General features: G+C 60.5%; 22 protein-coding genes. 7 read left to right on the forward strand and 15 right to left on the reverse strand.

Annotated elements, in window-relative coordinates:
* Positions 1-5 precede the first annotated feature (5 nt).
* From N2601_RS15445 to N2601_RS15455, 3 genes are all read right to left on the reverse strand, one after another.
* Positions 6-512, reverse strand: coding sequence for a GNAT family N-acetyltransferase (locus tag N2601_RS15445; protein WP_104824627.1), 507 nt, complete (start codon positions 510-512; stop codon positions 6-8).
* Positions 513-719: 207 nt separating this feature from the next.
* A complete protein-coding gene (typA, locus tag N2601_RS15450) occupies positions 720-2,537 on the reverse strand; it encodes a translational GTPase TypA (RefSeq protein WP_104824628.1) in 1,818 nt (605 codons plus the stop codon).
* A gap of 238 nt (positions 2,538-2,775) precedes the next feature.
* The gene (locus tag N2601_RS15455; RefSeq protein ID WP_104824629.1) at positions 2,776-3,459 is read right to left on the reverse strand and encodes a glutathione S-transferase family protein; all 684 of its coding nucleotides are present in this window, start codon (positions 3,457-3,459) and stop codon (positions 2,776-2,778) included.
* Positions 3,460-3,578: 119 nt separating this feature from the next.
* On the opposite strand from N2601_RS15455, the gene N2601_RS15460 reads away from it, so the two are divergent.
* On the forward strand, positions 3,579-4,043 hold the full coding sequence (locus tag N2601_RS15460; protein ID WP_104824630.1) for a MarR family winged helix-turn-helix transcriptional regulator: 465 nt from the start codon (positions 3,579-3,581) through the stop codon (positions 4,041-4,043).
* A gap of 100 nt (positions 4,044-4,143) precedes the next feature.
* Here N2601_RS15460 and N2601_RS15465 read toward each other — a convergent pair whose 3' ends face one another.
* Together N2601_RS15465 and N2601_RS15470 are read right to left on the reverse strand one after the other, a co-directional pair.
* A complete protein-coding gene (locus tag N2601_RS15465; protein ID WP_260303188.1) occupies positions 4,144-6,207 on the reverse strand; it encodes a M3 family metallopeptidase in 2,064 nt (687 codons plus the stop codon).
* A 100-nt stretch (positions 6,208-6,307) separates the two neighbouring features.
* A complete protein-coding gene (locus N2601_RS15470) occupies positions 6,308-6,949 on the reverse strand; it encodes a LysE family translocator (RefSeq protein WP_104824632.1) in 642 nt (213 codons plus the stop codon).
* A 159-nt stretch (positions 6,950-7,108) separates the two neighbouring features.
* Here N2601_RS15470 and N2601_RS15475 point away from each other — a divergent pair, with 159 nt between their 5' ends.
* Positions 7,109-7,591 carry a MarR family winged helix-turn-helix transcriptional regulator gene (locus N2601_RS15475; RefSeq protein ID WP_104824633.1) on the forward strand — a complete coding sequence of 161 codons (483 nt, stop codon included), beginning with the start codon at positions 7,109-7,111 and terminating at the stop codon, positions 7,589-7,591.
* A 76-nt stretch (positions 7,592-7,667) separates the two neighbouring features.
* Here the strand turns inward: N2601_RS15475 and N2601_RS15480 are convergent, their stop codons facing one another.
* The 3 genes from N2601_RS15480 to N2601_RS15490 form a co-directional block, all read right to left on the reverse strand.
* Positions 7,668-8,891: an argininosuccinate synthase gene (locus tag N2601_RS15480; protein WP_104824634.1), complete on the reverse strand. Its 1,224-nt coding sequence runs from the start codon at positions 8,889-8,891 to the stop codon at positions 7,668-7,670.
* Positions 8,892-9,014: 123 nt separating this feature from the next.
* On the reverse strand, positions 9,015-9,305 hold the full coding sequence (locus tag N2601_RS15485; RefSeq protein WP_104824635.1) for a type II toxin-antitoxin system RelE/ParE family toxin: 291 nt from the start codon (positions 9,303-9,305) through the stop codon (positions 9,015-9,017).
* On the reverse strand, positions 9,302-9,547 hold the full coding sequence (locus N2601_RS15490; protein ID WP_260303189.1) for a type II toxin-antitoxin system ParD family antitoxin: 246 nt from the start codon (positions 9,545-9,547) through the stop codon (positions 9,302-9,304). The genes N2601_RS15485 and N2601_RS15490 overlap by 4 nt, the downstream gene beginning before the upstream one ends.
* A gap of 86 nt (positions 9,548-9,633) precedes the next feature.
* On the opposite strand from N2601_RS15490, the gene N2601_RS15495 reads away from it, so the two are divergent.
* Positions 9,634-10,488 carry an SDR family NAD(P)-dependent oxidoreductase gene (locus tag N2601_RS15495; RefSeq protein WP_104824636.1) on the forward strand — a complete coding sequence of 285 codons (855 nt, stop codon included), beginning with the start codon at positions 9,634-9,636 and terminating at the stop codon, positions 10,486-10,488.
* Positions 10,489-10,553: 65 nt separating this feature from the next.
* Positions 10,554-11,195: a LysE family translocator gene (locus tag N2601_RS15500; RefSeq protein WP_104824637.1), complete on the forward strand. Its 642-nt coding sequence runs from the start codon at positions 10,554-10,556 to the stop codon at positions 11,193-11,195.
* Here the strand turns inward: N2601_RS15500 and N2601_RS15505 are convergent.
* From N2601_RS15505 to N2601_RS15525, 5 genes are all read right to left on the reverse strand, one after another.
* Entirely contained in the window at positions 11,179-11,607 is a 429-nt protein-coding gene (locus tag N2601_RS15505) for a hypothetical protein (RefSeq protein ID WP_104824638.1), read from the reverse strand. The genes N2601_RS15500 and N2601_RS15505 overlap by 17 nt on opposite strands.
* Positions 11,608-11,612: 5 nt before the next feature.
* A complete protein-coding gene (gene rlmN / locus N2601_RS15510) occupies positions 11,613-12,848 on the reverse strand; it encodes a 23S rRNA (adenine(2503)-C(2))-methyltransferase RlmN (protein WP_104824639.1) in 1,236 nt (411 codons plus the stop codon).
* Between the two features lie 263 nt (positions 12,849-13,111).
* Positions 13,112-13,675: an invasion associated locus B family protein gene (locus tag N2601_RS15515; RefSeq protein ID WP_104824640.1), complete on the reverse strand. Its 564-nt coding sequence runs from the start codon at positions 13,673-13,675 to the stop codon at positions 13,112-13,114.
* A gap of 332 nt (positions 13,676-14,007) precedes the next feature.
* Positions 14,008-14,397: a YkvA family protein gene (locus N2601_RS15520; RefSeq protein ID WP_104824641.1), complete on the reverse strand. Its 390-nt coding sequence runs from the start codon at positions 14,395-14,397 to the stop codon at positions 14,008-14,010.
* A 66-nt stretch (positions 14,398-14,463) separates the two neighbouring features.
* Positions 14,464-14,769 carry a 4a-hydroxytetrahydrobiopterin dehydratase gene (locus tag N2601_RS15525; RefSeq protein ID WP_104824642.1) on the reverse strand — a complete coding sequence of 102 codons (306 nt, stop codon included), beginning with the start codon at positions 14,767-14,769 and terminating at the stop codon, positions 14,464-14,466.
* A 36-nt stretch (positions 14,770-14,805) separates the two neighbouring features.
* Here N2601_RS15525 and N2601_RS15530 point away from each other — a divergent pair, with 36 nt between their 5' ends.
* Positions 14,806-15,288: a low molecular weight protein-tyrosine-phosphatase gene (locus N2601_RS15530; protein ID WP_260303190.1), complete on the forward strand. Its 483-nt coding sequence runs from the start codon at positions 14,806-14,808 to the stop codon at positions 15,286-15,288.
* On the opposite strand, the gene thpR is transcribed toward N2601_RS15530, so the two are convergent.
* Together thpR and N2601_RS15540 are read right to left on the reverse strand one after the other, a co-directional pair.
* The gene (gene thpR, locus N2601_RS15535; RefSeq protein WP_104824644.1) at positions 15,219-15,815 is read right to left on the reverse strand and encodes an RNA 2',3'-cyclic phosphodiesterase; all 597 of its coding nucleotides are present in this window, start codon (positions 15,813-15,815) and stop codon (positions 15,219-15,221) included. The genes N2601_RS15530 and thpR overlap by 70 nt on opposite strands.
* A 68-nt stretch (positions 15,816-15,883) precedes the next feature.
* The gene (locus tag N2601_RS15540; protein WP_104824645.1) at positions 15,884-16,534 is read right to left on the reverse strand and encodes an arylesterase; all 651 of its coding nucleotides are present in this window, start codon (positions 16,532-16,534) and stop codon (positions 15,884-15,886) included.
* 74 nt (positions 16,535-16,608) lie between these two features.
* On the opposite strand from N2601_RS15540, the gene N2601_RS15545 reads away from it, so the two are divergent.
* Both N2601_RS15545 and N2601_RS15550 read left to right on the forward strand, forming a co-directional pair.
* On the forward strand, positions 16,609-17,319 hold the full coding sequence (locus N2601_RS15545; RefSeq protein ID WP_104824646.1) for an ABC transporter ATP-binding protein: 711 nt from the start codon (positions 16,609-16,611) through the stop codon (positions 17,317-17,319).
* Positions 17,319-19,862, forward strand: coding sequence for an ABC transporter permease (locus tag N2601_RS15550; RefSeq protein ID WP_104824647.1), 2,544 nt, complete (start codon positions 17,319-17,321; stop codon positions 19,860-19,862). Before N2601_RS15545 ends, N2601_RS15550 begins: the two co-directional genes overlap by 1 nt.
* Positions 19,863-20,003 lie beyond the last annotated feature (141 nt).

Raw genomic sequence — 20,003 nt, forward strand, 5'->3', positions numbered from 1 at the left:
CCGCCTTAGGGCCAGACGAAGCCGATCTTCTTGAGCTGCTTGCGATCGAAGGTCTCGATGCCCTCGCAGAAATCGGCACCGCCCTGGCCGCGATAGAAGCGGTCCGCATTCTCGTTTTCCTCGAGGCACCAGACGACCAATCCCTTGCACCCCAGCGATTTCAGGAGCCGGCGCGCTTCACCGAAGAGAAGCCGGCCAAGGCCGATGCCCTGATATTCCGGGCGAAGATAGAGTTCGTAGATCTCGCCTTCCTGAGGCAACGCGCGGGCGCGGTTGAGGCCGAGCGTGGCGTAACCGGCGATCTCGCCGGCGACGTCGAGGACTAGAAGGGTTGCCGGCCCGCTGGTCGCCTTGCGCCACCAGGCTTCGCCCCGGCGCTCGATCATCTGGCTGAGCGCGCGATGCGGAATGATGCCCGTATAGGTGTACTGCCACGACTGGCGGTGCACCTCGGAAATGGCTCGGGCATCATGCGGTTCTGCCCGACGAACATCAATCGACAACGTCTTCATAACGTCTACTCTGGTCCCGCCAGCGAAAATTAACCATCCACAAATCATGCGGACAGACGATTTGTTCACAGTCTTTACCTGTGGACGACTGCTGAAAATTAACGCATTTTTAACCTTTGCGACAAGGGCTCAAAAATCGAACACACAAAATAAAACCCCGGCACAGGGGCCGGGGTCAATTCGTCCGAAGCGGTACAAGTCGCGCTATTATGCGTAGCGAGCCTTCTCGAAACGCTTACGCTCGTTCGGATCGAGGTACATTTTACGCAGGCGGATCGACTTCGGCGTGACTTCGACCAGCTCGTCGTCCTGGATCCAGGAGAGCGCGCGGTCGAGCGTCATGCGGATCGGCGGCGTCAGCTTCACGGCTTCATCCTTGCCGGCGGCGCGGATGTTGGTGAGCTTTTTGCCCTTCAGCACGTTGACTTCGAGGTCGTTGTCGCGGCTGTGAATGCCGATGATCATGCCGGCATAGACCTTCTCGCCGGCGTCGATGATCATCGGGCCGCGGTCTTCCAGGTTGAACAGGGCATAGGCCACGGCTTCGCCGGCTTCGTTGGCGAGCAGCACGCCGTTGACGCGGCCGCCGATTTCGCCCTTGTACGGCTGGTAGTCATGGAACAGACGGTTCATGACGGCGGTGCCGCGCGTGTCCGTCAGAAGCTCCGACTGATAGCCAATCAGGCCGCGGGTCGGTGCGAAGAATACGAGACGGACGCGATTGCCGCCGGAAGGCCGCAGCTCGGCCATCTCGGCCTTGCGCTCCGACATCTTCTGCACGACGATGCCGGAATGCTCTTCATCGACGTCGATGACGACTTCTTCGATCGGCTCGAGAAGCTGGCCGCTCTCGTCTTTGTGCATGACGACGCGCGGACGCGACACGGCAAGCTCGAAGCCTTCGCGGCGCATGGTTTCGATCAGAACTGCAAGCTGCAATTCGCCGCGGCCGGAAACGTAGAACGAGTCCTTGCCTTCGGCTTCTTCGATCTTCAGCGCAACGTTGCCTTCGGCTTCCTTGAACAGGCGATCGCGAATGACGCGCGAGGTGACCTTGTCGCCCTCGGTGCCGGCATAGGGGCTGTCGTTGACGATGAAGGACATCGTAACGGTCGGCGGGTCGATCGGCTGCGCGATCAGCGGCTCATTGACCTGCGGATCACAGAAGGTGTCGGCGACGGTGCCCTTGGAAAGGCCGGCAATGGCGACGATGTCACCTGCCTGCGCGTCTTCGATCGGCTGGCGCTCGATGCCGCGGAAAGCAAGGATCTTCGAGATACGGCCGGTTTCGATCAGGTTGCCGTCAGCGCCCAGAACCTTGACGGCCTGGTTCGGCTTGATCGAGCCGGAATGGATGCGGCCGGTGATGATGCGGCCGAGGAAGGGGTTGGCTTCTAGGATCGTGCCGATCATGCGGAAAGGACCTTCGCCGACGGTCGGCTCCGGAACGTGCTTGACGACGAGATCGAGCAGCGGCGCCAGACCTTCATCCTTCGGGCCTTCCGGCGAATAGTTCATCCAGCCGTTACGGCCGGAACCGTAAAGGATCGGGAAGTCGAGCTGCTCGTCGGTGGCGTCGAGATTGGCGAAGAGATCGAAGACTTCGTTGATGACTTCGTCGGCACGGGCATCCGGACGGTCGATCTTGTTGATCGCGACGATCGGGCGAAGACCGACCTTCAGCGCCTTGCCGACGACGAATTTGGTCTGCGGCATCGGGCCTTCGGCAGCATCGACGAGAACGATCGCGCCGTCCACCATCGACAGAATACGCTCGACTTCACCGCCGAAGTCGGCGTGGCCGGGGGTGTCGACGATGTTGATGCGGGTATCCTTCCAGACGACCGAGGTCGCCTTAGCGAGAATGGTGATGCCGCGTTCCTTTTCCAGATCGTTGGAATCCATGACGCGTTCGGCAACGCGCTGGTTCTCGCGGAAGGAGCCGGACTGCTTCAGAAGCTCGTCAACGAGGGTGGTTTTCCCATGGTCAACGTGCGCGATGATCGCGATGTTGCGAAGTGCCATAATCTTGTATCTCTGAGGCTGGGGCGCGGTATGAAGTGAACACGCCAATTACATTTGGCGCGCTCATACCCTTTTTTTCGCGTTTGCGAAAGGGGGGAGGCAAGAAAGCAACGGCAAGCTCGCCCCAGCGCGTCACGAATATGTCAACCTTGCGCCAACTGATGGCAAAAACCCTCGTTCTGCGATGTCGCCAATATCTGATGTAGGCAGCCGCCTTAGTCAGGATTCCTCCAACCTTTCAGGCGGCGCGTTTCAGCAGCCACGCCTCGTGATCCCTCAAGAATACCTTGAGACGATCGGGATAGTCTTGCATCACCGCCTCTCGCACACTTTGCCGCGAAGCCAATTCTGCGCGCCATGCCACGAGACGCGGTAATGCATCAAATATGCCGGTCGACGTGATGGTATCGAACACGTCAAAGTAACGGAAGATCGGTGCGAAGACCGCATCGACCAGGCTGAATGCTCGGCCGGCGAAAAACGGTCCATCATCCAATTCAGCCTCGACACGACCGAACTTGTCGATCAGCGCTTTGCGCTTCGTCTCATAGATCCCTTCGTCTTTGGCAGTCTCAAGCCCCCACAAATCCGAAAGGATGGAGGAGCCGAACTCGATCCAACCGCGATGCCGGGCACGCGCCAGCGGATCGGCCGGATGGAGTGGAGCGCCGGATTGGGTTTCCTCAAGATATTCGCAGATCACGGCGCTCTCGAACAAAACCGTTTCTGCCCCATCGCCCTGCCGCACGATAAGGAGGGGAACCTTGCCGAGGGGAGAAATGGCGAGAAACCAATCGGGCTTTGCCGACAGATCGACATAACGGAGCTCGAACGGCACGGCCTTCTCAGTAAGCGTGATGACGGCCCGCTGAACGTAGGGGCAAAGATGGTGACTGACGAGGATCAGCTTTGCGTCGGACATGATCAGATCTCCTATTGCCTGACCCGGCAAATGGGCCGGAAATATCTCCATCCAAAATAGATGTAACTGCATTTATATCCACACTTGCCAAATTGGTCAATATAGATGTAATTGCATCTATGTCGGATAAATCAGATTTCGAATCCCTAAAGCCCTCGCCCGCCATCACGCGAGCGTGGGTACGCCTCATGCGGACTCAGCAAATCGTCCTTGCTGCGATCGAGCAGGATCTGAAGGCGGCAGACCTGCCACCGCTTGGTTGGTATGACGTACTGCTGGAGCTGGCGCGGGCCACGGGCGGCAGGTTGCGACCCTATGAGATTGAGGAGCGCACGCTGCTGGCACAACATAATCTGTCTCGCCTTCTCGACCGGATGGAAAAGGCTGGTTTTGTCCACCGCGAGATATTTTCCGAGGACGGCCGAGGCCGCTGGGTCGTTATCACCGAGGCAGGAAGTGCCATGCAGAGCCGCATGTGGGCCGTCTATGCATCGGCCCTTCAGCGCCACCTCGGCGATAAGCTAGATGACGCCCAGGCCGATCAACTAGCCGAGTTGTTAGCTGTGCTTTCGCGCGCATCCTGATTGACCAGACAAAATCAATCCAAACCAAACGCCGCCGCATAAATCGGTGGCAAAAGTTGACCTTTCGCGACCGATTTTTGCTGCATACCCAAGGCCAGAATCAAGCCGCCAATCCCTTTTTGCGTAGCATCGCATCCGGGCTCGGCAGCTTGCCACGGAAGGCCTTATAGGCCTCTTCCGGATCGATCGAGCCACCGACGGAATAGATATTGGCCTTCAGTTTCCCGGCCATATCCGGATCGAAGGCATCGCCGGTTTCCTCGAAGGCGGCGAAGGCGTCGGCGTCCAGCACTTCCGACCACATGTAGGAATAATAGCCGGCAGAATAGCCATCGCCGGAAAACACATGCTGGAAGTGAGGCGTGGCGTGGCGCATGACGATCGAATTCGGCATGCCGATTTCCGAGAGCACTTCCGCCTGCACCACCATCGGGTCCTCGACGGCGCCGCGGGTATGGAAGGCCATATCGACCAGCGCCGAGGAGGTGAACTCCACCGTGTTGAAGCCAGCATTGAAGGTGCGGGCGGCCAGAACCTTGTCGAGCAGAGCTTGCGGCATCGGCGCGCCGGTCTCGTAATGGATGGCATATTCCCTGAGGATGGCCGGCACGGTCAGCCAGTGTTCGTAGAGCTGCGACGGCAGCTCGACGAAATCGCGGGAAACGCCGGTGCCGGATACCGAAGGATAGGTGACGTTGGAGAGCATGCCGTGCAGAGCATGGCCGAATTCGTGAAACAGCGTGCGGGCATCGTCGAGCGACAGCAGCGCCGGCTTGCCTTCGGCCGGCTTGGCGAAATTGCAGACGTTATAGATGATCGGCAGTTCGCCGACATGACCGTTCTTCAGCGGCAGTTTGTGCTGCGACTGGAACGAGCTCATCCAGGCGCCCGAGCGCTTGGAATTGCGGGCGAAATAATCCCCGAGGAAGAGCGCCACCAGCCTGTCGGAGCGATCGCGGATTTCGAAGACGCGCACATCAGGATGATAGGCGGGAACGCCCTTCTGCTCCACGGCGCGGATGCCGAAAAGGCGGCCGGCGACATCGAAGCAGGCTGCGATGATCTTTTCGAGCTGCAGATAGGGCTTCAATTCCGTCTCGGAAAAATCGAACTTCCGCGTCCGGATCTTCTCGGCATAATGCCGCCAATCCCAGGGCATGACCTCATGATTGCGGCCCTCCTCCGCGATCAGCGCGGCGATATCGCCCTCTTCCTCGCGAGCGCGCTCCGCCGCCTTCGCCCAGACCGCCCTTAAAAGTTCATTCACCGCCTCCGGCGTTTTCGCCATGGTGTTGTCGAGCTTCAGTTCGGCAAAGTTGCCATAGCCGAGCAGCTCGGCCTTCTCTGCCCTCAGCGCCAGCGTCTCCTTGATGATCTTGCCATTGTCAGTCTCGCCGCCATTGGCGCCGCGCGCTACCCATGCCTTGAAAGCCTGTTCGCGCAGATCGCGACGCTCAGACGATGTCAGGAACGGCTCTATGATCGAGCGCGACAGAGTGACGGCAAATTTGCCTTCTTCGCCATGCTCGCGCGCCGCCGCGGCCATCGCGTCCCTCAGGAAATCGGGAAGACCAGCGAGGTCAGCTTCTTCGGAGAGGATCAGCGCCCAGCCCTTTTCGTCGGCAAGCACATTCTGCCCGAACTGCGCGCCGAGGCCCGCCAATTTCTCGTTGATCGCGGCGAGCCGTTCCTGCTCCGGCTTGGCGAGCTTGGCGCCCGACTTCACGAAACCCTTCCAATGCCGTTCCAGCACGCGGGTCTCTTCCACGGTCAGGCCAAGCTCCTCACGCGCTTCCCATAGCGCATCGATGCGGGCAAATAGTGCGGCATTCATGCCGATCTTCGAATAATGCCGCGACATCTTCGGCGCGATCTCTCGCTCCAGGGCCTGGATCACCTCATTGGTATGTGCCCCAGCCCGATTCCAGAATGGAGAGGAGACCCGCGACAGCTCGTCACCGGCGGTTTCGAGCGCAGTGACGGTGTTGGCAAAGGTCGGCGCCTCGCTGTTATCAGCGATCGCATCGATTTCCGCCTCATGAGCCGCAAGCGCTGCGTCAAAGGCAGGCGCAAAATCGGCGTCTTTCACGGCATCGAACCGCGGCAGACCCTGATGTCCGGTCCATTCGACGAGCGCTGGGTTGACGGCGGTTTGGGAAGACATGCAAGGCATCCTTTCGGCAGGCGTCTGATCGAAGCACGATATAAGACCCTCTCCGCCAAATTGGTATGGCGAGGGCGGAACAAATAATGAGGAATGATGGTCAGGCCTTACGCCAGCCGAGCAAGCCGGGCGTCGCATGCCACAAAGCCTGCGCCGCAAAACCCATAAACAGCACGCCGGAGCAGCGTACGATCAGCCGCTCGTGAGCGCGGTAGAACCGCCGGACCGCGCCCGCGCCGATGATGCCGATGAGAATAAGGTCGGCGGTGACGAAGCCGACGAAAGAAACGGTGAGCAGCAGCGGCAGCGCGCTGAACGTCAATGCGCCGGCCGAACCCGCCACCAGCGCGGTAAAGGTTGCCAGCGCCACGGGATATCCTTTCGGATTGGTGACGCCGAAGATCAGGCCACGGCGGAAGGGACGGTCGACATTGAGCAAGGCCTTGCCATCCTTCTTCGGCTTGGCGGTGACGGCACTCCAGCCGATCCAGGCAAGATAGAAACCGCAGAGCAATCCGAGCAGATCGAATACGACGGTGCCGATAGTTTTTGCTCCCACGATTGCAACCAAGGCGAGCGACGACCAAATGATGTCCCCGACGAGATGACCACTCATGAAGAAGGCGCCGGCCTTGCGCCCCTGCCCCGCGCCGATGCCGAGGAGAGCCAGGAAAGCCGGTCCGGGAATAAGCACATAGAACAGCGCCGCCAGGAAGGCGCCGACGATAAGTGATTGCGTCATATTGGAAGTTCCCGCTGATTATCAGCACAGATTAGCAACGCATCTAACCGGGTCAAGTTAAACAAGTCCCTTGAAAGGGCAAGAATCCATTGAATTCGGGGGGCGAAATCAATAAAGATTGATCGGGGCCTAAAAACAAGCGTAAGTAGGGAAGCGCTTATGAGCAGCAGGATAGATACGGATTCGCTTGCCTTTCTTGTGGCGGATTGCGCCCGACTAATGCGAGCGGCCTTCGAGCGGCGCATCATGGTCGCGGGGCTAGGTCTGACGGCAGGGGAAGCACGCACGCTGATCCAGGTCGCCGCCGTCAACGGCAGCCGGCAACTCGATATTGCCACTCGCATGGGGTTGGAGCCGATGACGGTCAGCGCCTTCCTCGACAAGCTGCAGGCGCGCGGCCTGATCGAGCGTCAGCCCGATCCGCTCGACCGCCGCGCCAAGCGCATCGTGTTGTCGGAAACGGCCAGCGCCAAGCTGAAGCAGATCGGTTGCGAGATCTACGCGGTAGAGCAGGACGCGCTACAGGGCGTCGATCATTGCCTGCAGGACGAGCTCCATCATGCGCTCCGGACCTTCCGCAGCAATCTGCAGAATGCAGAGCTGCCGGCGGAGATGGAGCGCGAATTAAGGCCCGTGGAGTAAATCCAGCCCTGTGCGCGCGCAAGAAAAACCCGCCTCCGTCAACCGGAAGCGGGTTCGTATTTATTCGCAAAGCTGATTACTTCGACAGATTGCGCTTGGCGAGCGTGCGCAGGCGCAGCGCGTTGAGCTTGATGAAACCGGCAGCGTCCTTCTGATCGTAGGCGCCCTGATCGTCTTCGAACGTGACAAGCTTGTCGGAATAGAGCGACTTCGGGCTTTCGCGGCCGATGACCATGACGTTGCCCTTGTAAAGCTTCAGCGTCACTTCACCTTCGACATGCTCCTGGCTCTTGTCGATTAGCGCCTGCAGCATTTCGCGTTCCGGCGAGAACCAGAAGCCGTAGTAGATCAGCTCGGCATAACGGGGCATCAGCTCGTCCTTGAGGTGAGCTGCGCCGCGATCGAGCGTAATGGATTCGATGGCGCGGTGGGCGGCGAGCAGGATGGTGCCGCCGGGGGTTTCGTAGACGCCACGCGACTTCATGCCGACGTAGCGGTTCTCGACGAGGTCGAGGCGACCGATACCATTGTCACGACCGTAATTGTTGAGCGTTGCGAGCAGCGTCGCCGGGCTCATGCGCTGCCCGTTGATCGAGACGGCATCGCCCTTTTCGAAGCCGACCTTGATGACGGTTGCCTTGTCGGGAGCGGACTCGGGTGAAATCGTGCGCATGTGCACATATTCCGGCGCTTCCTGCGACGGATCTTCCAGAACCTTGCCCTCGGACGAGGAGTGCAGCAGGTTGGCATCGACCGAGAACGGCGCCTCGCCCTTCTTGTCCTTGGCAACCGGAATCTGATGCTTCTCGGCGAATTCGAGCAGGTCGGTGCGGCTCTTGAACGACCAGTCGCGCCACGGCGCGATGATCTTGATGTCCGGGTTCAGCGCGTAGGCCGAAAGCTCGAAGCGAACCTGGTCGTTGCCCTTGCCGGTCGCGCCATGGGCGATCGCATCGGCGCCGGTCTTGCGAGCAATATCGATCAGGTGCTTGGAGATCAGCGGACGAGCGATCGACGTGCCGAGCAGGTAGACGCCTTCATAGACGGCATTGGCACGGAACATCGGGAAGACGAAATCGCGCACGAATTCTTCGCGCACATCCTCGATGTAGATCTCCTTGATGCCGAGCATCTCAGCCTTCTTGCGCGCCGGCTCCAGCTCTTCGCCCTGACCGAGATCGGCGGTGAAAGTGACGACTTCTGCGCCAAGCTCCGTCTGCAGCCACTTCAGGATAATCGAGGTGTCGAGACCGCCGGAATAGGCGAGAACGACTTTCTTCACGTCTTTATGTGATGCCATGGTGATGAGGTCCGTTTCAATGCGAGCCTGCGGAAAGGCCCCGCAAACCCTGTATCGCGGCACTTTTAGCGAGATTATCGCGAGGCGCAAGGGGAAGTGCGGCAGAGTGGTACGGGAGCAGCGTCACAGGTGCGCGCCGATATTCATTCGCCGATGAAGGATGGGGACGATCGTGAGTGTCTGGACGCCGTCTTTGTAGATAATGAAGTGCGAGCCGTAGGCCAAAGCGAGGTAGTCCGATCTGATGCCGCCAACTTTGCGACCGCGCGCGGTGCCGTTGAGCAGGGCATGGCAACGATCGCGCATGGCGAAGACGTAATCCTCCGCTTGCTGGTAACCCCATTTTTCCTCGGTGTAGTCATAGATTTGATCGATATCGGACGCTGCCTTGGGCGAAAAGATCAATTTCTTCATCGCTGATTGCGCAACATTCGCTTTCTTTCGATAAAGCCGTTGAAATCAAATTCCTCCGGCTCTCCCGATGCCTCCCCCTCCGCGATGGCAGCCGCGATTGCTTCTATTTCCGCCCTACTACGCAACAGTTTCAGCGCGGCGTCGATGACTTCGCTCGGCGAATCGTAATTGCCGTGGCTGATCTGTTCGCCGATGAACGCATCCATCTGCTCGTCGATTTCTACGGACATATGTTTTGTCACGGACACGACCTCCAGCCGGTTTGACTTGGTTTCGGAAAATACCATATTCGGCTGCGAGCAAACAATGCCTGGGAGGGCGTCCGTCCGTGACCGATATTCAACAGATTTTCAAGAAATCCAATGTCGCCGTCATCACCGGCGGCGCGTCCGGTATTGGCTTTGCGGCCGCGAAATATTTCGCAAAGCTCGGCATGAGCGTCGCCATCGCCGATCTCGGCCGCGACCGGCTGGCCGCTGCACGCGCCGAGCTCGAAGCGATCGCCGGGGTGGACCAGATCATGGCCGTCGAGACCGACGTTGCCCATAAGGAACAGCTCGAAGCTCTCGAACGCGCCGTCCTGCAGCATTTCGGCCGGGTGCATGTGCTGATGAACAATGCCGGCATCGGGCCGGAAACCTCGATCTTCAGCCCGCAGGCCGGTTGGGACAACATTCTCGGCGTCAATCTCCTGGGTGTCATCAACGGCACGCGCGTCTTCGGACCCGGCATGCTGGCCCATGGAAAGCCCGGCCTGATCATTAACACCGGTTCGAAGCAGGGCATCACCACGCCGCCGGGCAATCCCGCCTATAACGTCTCCAAGGCCGGCGTAAAGGTCTTCACCGAGGCGCTGCAGCACGAGCTGCGCAACACCGCAGGCGCCAAGATATCGGCGCATCTCCTGATCCCCGGATTCGTCTTTACCGGCCTGACCAAGGGCGACCGCCAGGAAAAGCCTGAAGCAGCCTGGACGCCGGAGCAGACGGTCGATTTCATGGTGGAGAGCCTCGAGCGGGGCGATTTCTACATCCTCTGCCCGGACAATGATGTTGCTCGGTCGACGGACGAACGCCGCATGCTCTGGGCCGCAGGCGATATCATCGAAAACCGCCCGCCATTGTCCCGTTGGCATCCTGACTACGCCGACAAATTCAAGGCATTCCTGGAAAACAAGGATTGATTTGCAAATACTCGAAAGCCGAATAAGAAAGCGCTGATACTCTTTTCCGGCTTTCGGAGCATGTCATGGACTTCATACCCAGCCTGACGACCCTTCTGGCTTTTTCGGCGGCCAGCCTGCTGCTTGCGGCAACCCCCGGCCCCGATATGACCCTGTCGATCAGCCGTGCATTGGCGCAGGGCAAGAAGGCAGCGCTTTTCGTAGTCCTCGGCACCAGCTTCGGCATCGTCGTCCATACATTCCTGGTGGCTTTTGGCGTTTCGGCACTGATTACCGCCTCGCCGCTCGCCTTCACGATCCTGAAAACCGGTGGCGCCGGCTATCTGCTGTGGTTGGCGATCCAGGCGATCCGCTTCGGCTCCAGCCTGTCGGTCAAGAAGGTGGATATGGCAAAGGGCACTCCGCTCGCCAATATCTCCACCGGCTTCTGGGTCAATCTGCTGAACCCGAAGGTCATCATCTTCTTCATGACCTTCCTGCCGCAGTTCGTCACTGCGGGCGATCCGGCGGTCACGCAAAAGCTCCTGTTCCTGGGCTTCTTCTTCATCATGATCGGCATGCCGGTCAACGCGCTCGTCGTGCTTGCCGCCGACCGCCTGTCGACCTGGCTGCAGAAGAACCGCGGCGTCATGCGCGGCCTCGATTACGCCTTTGCGAGCGTCTTTTCGGTCTTCGCAGTGAAGATCTTCCTCACCCATTCTCGCTGAGAGCGGGGCCGCGCCCAGCGAACCGGCCGGCGATCCACCAGTAGACGGTGGCGCTGACGGCTCCGAGAAAGGCAAAACAAACGACGATGGTGATCAGATTGAGGGTTTGCGGCCGTTCCACGCTCCCCGAGATCACAACCGATGCCGACGCTGACAGCAAGGCGCCGTAGATGGCGTAACCGTACCAACGGCGCATGCCGCGCCATTCGAAAATCGCAATGACGACAAGCGATGGCAGGATGCTGACGATCATCGCGAGCTTGGTCAGCATGACGGTGAGGGCGAAGAGCTCAGGGGCGGCCGTTCCCGGCATGGTCCAGGCGGCGACGCAAGCCAACACGAAGCCCATCAGAACACAGGCGCCGAGATAGCCCCAAAGGAGCCGCATCGGCCTGCGCAATCCGAGAAGCATCGACCTCAATCCTCGCCATGGTTGGCGATCATCATGGCCTCGAAGGCCAGCCGTTCGGTCTTGCGCATACGCTCCGATTCCGACTTCAACTGGCCGCAGGCGGCGAGAATGTCGCGGCCGCGCGGCGTACGGATCGGCGAGGCGTAGCCGGCCGAATTGATGAAATCGGCAAACTTCTCGATCTGCTCCCAGTCCGAACACTGATAGTTCGTGCCCGGCCAAGGATTGAAGGGGATGAGATTGATCTTGGCCGGAATGCCCTTCAGGAGCTGGATCAGCCCCTTGGCATCCTCGAGGCTGTCGTTGACGCCCTTCAGCATCACATATTCGAAGGTGATGCGCCGGGCGTTCGAAAGGCCGGGATAGGCGCGGCAGGCGTCCATCAATTCCTTCAGCGGATATTTCTTGTTGATCGGCACAAGCATGTCGCGCAGATCGTCGCGCACCGCATGCAGCGAGATCGCCAGCATAACGCCGATCTCCTCGCCGGTGCGATAGATTTCCGGCACGACGCCGGAGGTGGAGAGCGTGATGCGGCGCTTGGAGAGCGACAGGCCATCGCCATCGGAGGCAATCAGCAGCGCCGTCTTGACGCTGTCGAAATTGTAGAGCGGCTCGCCCATGCCCATCATCACGATATTGCTGACCTTGCGGCCTTCGGCGGGCATGATCGTCCCTTGCGGCGCTTCGCGATCCGGGAAATCGCCGAGCCGGTCGCGCGCCAGGAGTAGCTGCGACAGGATCTCCTCCGCCGTCAGGTTGCGGACGAGGCGCTGCGTGCCGGTGTGACAGAACGAACAGGTGAGCGAGCAGCCGACCTGGCTGGAAATGCAGAGCGTGCCGCGGCCCTCTTCCGGAATATAGACGGTCTCCACTTCAACCGGCCGTCCGGCGCCGCGCGGCGGGAAGCGCAACAGCCATTTGCGGGTGCCATCATTGGAAACCTGCTCTTCGACGATCTCCGGCCGGGCGATGGTGAAATGCGTCTTCAGCATTTCGCGCATGTCCTTGGAGACATTCGCCATGGCATCGAAATCGGAGACGCCGCGCACATAGATCCAGTTCCAGAGCTGGCTAACGCGCATCTTGATCTGCTTGTCGGAGACGCCCTTTTCCTTGAGCGCCGCACCCATTTCCTCGCGGGTCAGGCCGATCAGCGACGGCTTCGGCGAAAGCTCGACCGGCTGCGAGACGGGCATCGGCTTCAGCTTGGATGGGGTCATGACATCGATCGCGGACATAGGATCATTCCAATGGTTCATATCGGCGATGCCCCAAAGCCGGAAAGCTGCGGGCGCGGGCAAGGCACTGAGATCAGAAGGTTCATCTGGTAGCGGGGCAAGAAATTGCGAATACACCGCTCGTTGGGGCGGCCTTTAGCATTAATTTCAGCCCGCGTCATCCCTCTTGAAGAAAAGCAAAAGGCCAGCCATCAGGCCGGCCTCATCGCTTCGGTTTCGACAGAACCTGCGATCACTTTGACGTGATCGCGGCATCATCGATCTTATTTGCAGCTTTCGATCTGCTTCAGTGCGGCACTGACGCCCTTCAGCGAGTAGGTGTAGGAGGTGCCGGTGCCCTTCTTCGAGGTCGCGGTGACCTTCAGCGAATGGCCGGACTTGAGCGCTGCGACCAGCGCCGGCTCCTGCGCGGCATTCTCGACCCAGGCCGCCTTGTCCTTGGTGAACATCACGAAGGTCTTGTTGTCGATGACGACGTCGACCTTGGAATTTTCCTTGAGCGGATAGCCCATCATCGCCTGCGGTTCATAGGAGATGTTCTGACCCGGACGCTGGGAAACGATGAAGAAGTTGTCGCCGTGATCGATACCGGAAGCCGGCAACTTGGCTGTCGGCACGGAGAGAACGTAGCAGACCTTGCCAGCCCCGGACTGGTAGGAATAGGCGCCCCAGGCGTCGAACTGCTGGATGCGCGTCGGAGCCACCGGTGCCGCCGCCTGCGCCTGTGCGGGCGCTGCTGCCTGCTTCTTGGTCTTCGTCTGCGCGGATGCGATGCCGGTGCCGGCCAGAACGAGAGAGAGGGCGATTGCGAAGCTTTTTACAAACATGGTTTCCTGCCGATTTCTTGCGGTCCAGAGCTCAAGGCGATTTCAAGTAACGCACGCCTATGCTCGTGAGCTGCCCTATTTTGACTTTATTTAGGTTACCAAACCGTCAACGGAGCGGTAATTGCCCCTGATCTGTGCCGTTTCAGCCCATGTGGAGCCGGGCCTGAAATGCATCAGGAGGAATTGGAAAACCCGGATGGCGGAACACCATCCTATGGGATCGATTTAAGACAGAAAGATTCGGGCAAGAGTTTGACCTCTCTAAAATCAGGAAGATCTCATAAAGGTCTGGAAACCCGGCAGGAATCCCGTCGCCATCGATCGGACGCGGATCAAGCCGCTTTTGCGGCCTCGGGCTCGTCGGCCAAGGCCCGGTCGGCGGCGTCATAGTGCTCCTGGCGGATGTGGCCTTTGATCATGCCGAAGGCGAGCGTCAGCACCGCGACATCATCCGAAAAGCCGATGACGGCGAAGAAATCCGGGATGATGTCGACCGGCATGACGAAATAGCCGAGGGCAGCCAGCAAAATGCCACGGACGCGCGTCGGCGTTTGCGGGTCGAGCGCGCAATAGAAAGCCGCGACGACATCGCGGGAAAACGGGATATACCGTGCTGCCTTGCGCAAGGTCGGCCAGAACTTGCTGCGCACCGTCTTCTCCTGCCGATCTTGGGTCTCCTCGTCACCAGGCATCAGGATTTCCCCATACTTGATGTCATCCATTCCATTCATCCCTATAGGAAGCCCTTCCCGGGCCGCATCAGACATATGGTGATCGGCCCCTGCGATTCAATCGGCGCGCCGGGCCGCGGCCTTTTCCATCGCCTTGGCGAGTTTAATGTCATGCTCCGTCAAGCCACCGGCGTCATGCGTCGTCAGTTTCACGTCGACGCGGGAATAGACGTTGAACCATTCAGGATGATGATTGAACTTTTCCGCCGCCAAGGCCGCCTCTGTCATGAAGCCGAAAGCTTCGACAAAATTGCGGAATTTGAAGCTCTTCGACATGGAGAGGCGATCGGCCGCCAGGGTCCAACCGCTAAGGCCGGCCAGGTTTTCATCGATTGCCGCCGGTTCCAGCTTTTCGTATTTCATGGCAATATCACTCCTCTTTATCGGTTGAACGATACTATGGACCGTCACAAAATTCTGTTTGTTTGCGCCGGCAATATCTGCCGTTCACCCCTTGCCGAAGGCATCTTCCGGCATCTTGCGATCAAAGCCGGGCAAGGCTCCGAGTTCGAGGTCGATTCGGCCGGCACCGGCAGCTGGCATCAGGGCGAGAGGCCGGACCGCCGCTCCATGGAAGTCGCGTCGGACCACGGCGTCGATATTTCCGCTCAACGCGCACGCCGCATCGAGGCAGCCGATTTTCATCGGTTCGACCTGATCCTGGCAATGGATCAAGACAATTTGAAGAATTTGCGCAAGATCGCGCCTGCCGATACGCTCGGCAAGCTGCACCTCTTCAACGCCTTCACGCTTGGCAGCGGCAAAGACATCCCGGACCCCTACTACGGAGGTCACGAGGACTTCGAAGCGACCTACACCATGCTCTTGGCTGGCTGCAACGCGCTGTTGCCCTTGGCGGGAAAAGCGCTGCGAGCCTCGTGAAGCGGGAAGACCTCTTCGGTGAGATAGGGACCGCCGCCAACCGATTCGCGCGATGACAGCAGCACGAAGCGTCCTACCGTGAACGGCGCGGTGTAGAAGTTACCGCGACCGGAGAGATAGTGCACGACATCATCGACCCGCGACGACTTCAGCCGCGCGAGCGTGACATGCGGTGTGAACTTGCGCGGGTCCGGCGGCAGGCCGATGCGCTGGCAGATGCGTTCGATTTCGCCCTGCAGTGCGTACATATCGGGCGTCTGCGTGACGCCGGCCCAGACCGAATGCGGCTTCTTCGAGCCGAAGGAACCGATGCCTTCCAACCGGAGCTGGAATTCCGGCCGGTCGATGCGGTCCAGTCGCTCGACGATTTCATCGGCGGTACGACCGTCGACATCGCCGATGAAACGCAAAGTGATGTGATAATTTTCAACGTCGATCCACCGGGCTCCGGGAAGACCGCCGCGCAACAACGAAAGGCTCATCGCCGCGTTGCGCGGAATTTCGAGGGCGGTAAAAAGTCTCGGCATAACGAGCACTCCCCGAATCTCTTGCAGATAACAACAGGGAATCATGCAATTGCAGCCGGTGCAAGCACCTATTTCGCATGTGCGACAATCGTCCCAATGAAACTCGTCACCGCAGGCTGGAAACGTTGCACCATCACATCGACACCCTGCGGGTTCGGATGCATGCCATCGCTCAATTGTAAGTCGGCATGCGTCGCGACGCCATCGAGAAAAAATGGATAGAGCGGCAGTTGATACTTGTCGGCAAGCCGCTTGTAGATCGGGTTGAACTTGGCCGCATAGTCCGGACCCATGTTCGGTGGCGCCAGCATGCCGGCGAGCAGGACGGGAATGTTGCGCTCCTTCAGCCGGCTGATGATGGTGTCGAGGTTCTTTTCCGTCTGTTCGGGCGGGATGCCGCGCAAGGCGTCGTTGGCGCCGAGTTCGAGGATCACGCCGTCGGTTCCGTCCGGTACCGACCAGTCGATGCGCGACAGGCCGCCGGAGCTGGTATCTCCGGACACGCCGGCATCGGCAATCACCACATCCAGCCCCTTGGCCTTCAGCACCGCCTCCAGCTTGGCGGGAAATCCATCGCCCGGCGGCAGTTGATAGCCGGCCATGAGGCTGTCACCGAGACCAACCAGTTGGATCGTTCGTGCATCGGCTGCACCGGCCGCGCCAAAGAAAAGACCGAAAACAATGACAGCGAAGTGAAACGCGGCAACTTTAAAACTCATGATCCATTCCCTAAATTCGCCGTGAGGGCCAAATCGCGCCCGCCGTGGTCTCTGACGTATATAGGGCGTTCGCATTGGCAAAAACCATCATCGAGCTGAAGAAGGCGGATTTGACGCTCGGCAACGCCGCCGCCTCCGTCCACGTACTGAAAGGCATCGACCTCACCGTTGCCGAAGGCGAATCCGTCGGCATCGTCGGCCCCTCCGGGTCCGGCAAGTCGACGTTGCTGATGGTGCTCGCCGGCCTCGAAAAGCTCGACAGCGGCGAGCTCCTGATCCGCGACACGCCCCTGCATAGCCTGAGCGAAGACCGCGTCGCCGATTTCCGCGGTCGCAATATCGGCATCGTGTTCCAGTCCTTCCATCTCATCGCCAATATGACGGCGCTGGAAAATGTCGCCGTGCCGCTGGAGCTGGCCAATGTTCGCGACGCCTTCGACATCGCCCGGCGCGAATTGCAGGCCGTCGGCCTCGGCGAGCGGCTGAGCCATTATCCCGGCCAGCTTTCAGGCGGCGAACAGCAACGCGTGGCGATCGCCCGCGCGCTCGCCCCGTCACCCGCCCTTTTGATCGCCGATGAGCCGACGGGCAATCTCGATACCGATACCGGCCGGCAGATCGCCGACCTGCTTTTCGCCCAGCAGGCCGAGCGCGGCACGACGCTGCTGCTCGTCACCCATGATCCGGCGCTTGCCGCCCGCTGCTCCCGCCAGATCCACGTTCGCTCCGGCGAAATCGAGGGTGACAGCGCCCGCGCGCGGGCCAATCAGGCGGCGATAGCGTGATGGCGGCGGGAGCGCGCCTGACGCTTGCCTTTCGTCTGGCGCTGCGCGAATTGCGCGGCGGTCTCGGCGGTTTCTATATTTTCCTCGCCTGCATCGCCCTCGGCACCGGCGCAATCGCCGCCGTCAACTCCGTCTCGCGCTCGATCACCGACGCGATCTCGACGCAGGGCCAGTCGCTGCTTGCCGGCGACGTCCGTTTCGAGCTCAACAATCGCGCGGCGACGCCGGACGAACTCGCCTATCTCAACAGCCTCGGCCAGCTCTCCCAATCCACCGGCCTGCGCTCCATGGCCCGACTGCCCGACGGTTCCGATCAGGCCCTGGTCGAGGTCAAGGCGGTTGACGGCGCCTACCCGCTCTACGGCACCTTCGTGGCCGATCCGGATCAGCCGCTATCAACGCTGCTCACTGCCAAGGACGGGGCCTATGGCGCCGTCGTCGCTCCCCTGCTGCTGGAACGGCTGAACCTCAAAATCGGCAGCGAACTGCTGCTCGGCAACGCCAGGCTCCGGATCACAGGCACGGTGAAGACCGAGCCGGATTCGGTATCCGAAGGTTTCGGCTTTGCGCCGCGATTGCTCACCAGCCGTGACGCTTTGGTCGCCTCGGGCCTGATCACGACCGGGAGCCTTGTCGAACAGGTCTACAAGATCCGCATGGACGATCCCGCCAATGGCCTGGACAACATCGCCGCCCGCGCCAATACCGCTTTCCCGCAAGCCGGCTGGTCGATCCGAACGAGCAGCCGGGCAGCACCCGCGCTCGCCGACAACATCACCCGCTTCTCGCAATTCCTGACCCTGGTCGGCCTTACCGCGCTCATCGTCGGCGGCGTCGGTGTTGCCAACGCCGTGCGCGCTTTCCTCGATTCCAAGCGCACCACCATCGCCACCTTCAAATGCCTTGGCGCACCGGCATTGGTCGTCGTGATGATCTACCTGATCCAGATCGCCCTGCTTGCGCTGGCCGGCATAGCCGTCGGCCTGATCCTTGGTGCCATCGCGCCATTGCTCGCCTCGCAGTTCATGGCCGAATTCCTGCCGATTTCGACCGCGCCGCGGCTTTATCCCGGCCCTCTGACGCTTGCAGCGCTTTTCGGCCTGCTGACGACGCTCGCCTTCGCCATCCTGCCGCTCGGCCATGCCCGCGAAGTGCCGGCGACGGCGCTCTTCCGCGAACAGGGCTTCGAGGCTCGCCGCCTGCCAAGCTGGCCCTACCTGCTCGCCGCCGGCCTGCTGATGGCAGCACTGTCGGCACTTGCGATATACACCGCCTATGACCGCTTCATCGCCGTCGTCTTCATCGTTTCCATCGCCGTCGCCTTCGTCGTGCTGCGCGCCGTCGCGACCCTGTTGTCGTGGCTCGCCCGCCGCAGCCCGCGCGTCCATTCGCCGGCACTCCGTCTGGCGATCGGCAATATTCATCGGCCGGGCGCGCTCACCGCCTCCGTGGTCCTCTCGCTCGGCCTCGGCCTGGCGCTCCTTGTGACCTTGACGCTGATCGACGGCAATATGCGCCAGGAGCTGACCGGACGCATGAGCGAGCAGGCGCCGAACTTCTTCTTCGTCGATATCCAGGGTTCGGAGCTCGACGGCTTCCGCAAGGTCGTGCAGGCGCAGGCGCCCGAGGGCAAGCTCGTCGAAGTGCCGATGCTGCGCGGCCGCATCGTCGCCTTCAATGGCGAGGACGTGACCAAGAGGAAGGTACCCCCGGCCGGCCAATGGGTGTTGCGCGGCGACCGCGGCATCACCTATGCCGAGACTCTCCCGGAGAACGCCGCCCTTACCGAAGGGCAATGGTGGGGCAAGGATTATGGCGGCGAACCGCTCGTCTCGTTCTCCGATGAGGAAGGCAAGGCGCTCGGCTTGAGGCTCGGTGACACCGTGACCGTGAACGTGCTCGGCCGCAACGTGACGGCCAAGATCGCCAGTTTCCGCAAGGTCCAGTGGCAGTCGCTGTCCATCAATTTCGTGATGATCTTTTCACCGAACACCTTCAAGGGCGCGCCGCATGCGTGGCTCGCAACCCTCACCGACCCCTCTGCTACGCCGGCGCAGGAAGCGGCGATCCTGAAGAATGTCACCAATACCTATCCGACGATCACTAGCGTCCGCGTCAAGGATGCGCTCGATATCGTCAACACTCTGGTCGGCCAGCTTGCCGCCGCGATCCGCGCCGCGGCGTCGGTGGCGCTGATCGCATCCGTGCTGGTGCTTGCGGGCGCGCTTGCTGCGGGAAACCGCGCACGCACCCATGACGCGGTCGTGCTGAAGACGCTCGGCGCGACGCGAGCCATGCTGATCCGCGCCTTCAGCTATGAATATCTGATGCTGGGAGCGGCGACCGCCGTCTTCGCGCTGCTCGCCGGTTCCGTCGCGGCCTGGTACATCGTCAGCCGCATCATGCACCTGCCGTCGACCTTCCTCCCGGATGTCGCCTTCTCGACCCTCATCATCGCTCTGCTGTTGACGGTCGGGATCGGGCTGGTGGGCACTTGGCGCATTCTTGGCCAGAAAGCAGCGCCTGTCCTGCGCGAACTCTGAGCGCAAGAACCTGAAAAAGTCTGCGCCGCCAAGGCGCCCGAGGCATTAACCGAGCGTCGGGAAATAGCCCGATATTACGCCGATTTAACCCTGCCGCCGCCGCTTAGCTCTTGTGCATGGGGCGTGAAAGCCTCATATTCT

The organism is Rhizobium sp. CB3060 (assembly GCF_025200735.1).
In the GTDB taxonomy this organism is placed as follows: domain Bacteria; phylum Pseudomonadota; class Alphaproteobacteria; order Rhizobiales; family Rhizobiaceae; genus Rhizobium.

Bases quoted from the DNA above. Each gene is read 5' to 3' on its own strand.
- N2601_RS15525 (WP_104824642.1), bottom strand. From the start codon at position 14,769: ATGAAATACGAAAAGCTGGAACCGGCGGCAATCGATGAAAACCTGGCC.
- typA (WP_104824628.1), bottom strand. From the start codon at position 2,537: ATGGCACTTCGCAACATCGCGATCATCGCGCACGTTGACCATGGGAAA.
- N2601_RS15475 (WP_104824633.1), top strand. From the start codon at position 7,109: ATGAGCAGCAGGATAGATACGGATTCGCTTGCCTTTCTTGTGGCGGAT.
- N2601_RS15500 (WP_104824637.1), top strand. From the start codon at position 10,554: ATGGACTTCATACCCAGCCTGACGACCCTTCTGGCTTTTTCGGCGGCC.
- N2601_RS15460 (WP_104824630.1), top strand. From the start codon at position 3,579: ATGTCGGATAAATCAGATTTCGAATCCCTAAAGCCCTCGCCCGCCATC.
- N2601_RS15540 (WP_104824645.1), bottom strand. From the start codon at position 16,534: ATGAGTTTTAAAGTTGCCGCGTTTCACTTCGCTGTCATTGTTTTCGGT.
- N2601_RS15455 (WP_104824629.1), bottom strand. From the start codon at position 3,459: ATGTCCGACGCAAAGCTGATCCTCGTCAGTCACCATCTTTGCCCCTAC.
- N2601_RS15465 (WP_260303188.1), bottom strand. From the start codon at position 6,207: ATGTCTTCCCAAACCGCCGTCAACCCAGCGCTCGTCGAATGGACCGGA.
- N2601_RS15550 (WP_104824647.1), top strand. From the start codon at position 17,319: ATGGCGGCGGGAGCGCGCCTGACGCTTGCCTTTCGTCTGGCGCTGCGC.
- N2601_RS15485 (WP_104824635.1), bottom strand. From the start codon at position 9,305: ATGAAGAAATTGATCTTTTCGCCCAAGGCAGCGTCCGATATCGATCAA.
- N2601_RS15530 (WP_260303190.1), top strand. From the start codon at position 14,806: ATGGACCGTCACAAAATTCTGTTTGTTTGCGCCGGCAATATCTGCCGT.
- N2601_RS15470 (WP_104824632.1), bottom strand. From the start codon at position 6,949: ATGACGCAATCACTTATCGTCGGCGCCTTCCTGGCGGCGCTGTTCTAT.
- N2601_RS15445 (WP_104824627.1), bottom strand. From the start codon at position 512: ATGAAGACGTTGTCGATTGATGTTCGTCGGGCAGAACCGCATGATGCC.
- N2601_RS15480 (WP_104824634.1), bottom strand. From the start codon at position 8,891: ATGGCATCACATAAAGACGTGAAGAAAGTCGTTCTCGCCTATTCCGGC.
- N2601_RS15515 (WP_104824640.1), bottom strand. From the start codon at position 13,675: ATGTTTGTAAAAAGCTTCGCAATCGCCCTCTCTCTCGTTCTGGCCGGC.
- rlmN (WP_104824639.1), bottom strand. From the start codon at position 12,848: ATGTCCGCGATCGATGTCATGACCCCATCCAAGCTGAAGCCGATGCCC.
- N2601_RS15520 (WP_104824641.1), bottom strand. From the start codon at position 14,397: ATGGATGACATCAAGTATGGGGAAATCCTGATGCCTGGTGACGAGGAG.
- thpR (WP_104824644.1), bottom strand. From the start codon at position 15,815: ATGCCGAGACTTTTTACCGCCCTCGAAATTCCGCGCAACGCGGCGATG.
- N2601_RS15505 (WP_104824638.1), bottom strand. From the start codon at position 11,607: ATGCTTCTCGGATTGCGCAGGCCGATGCGGCTCCTTTGGGGCTATCTC.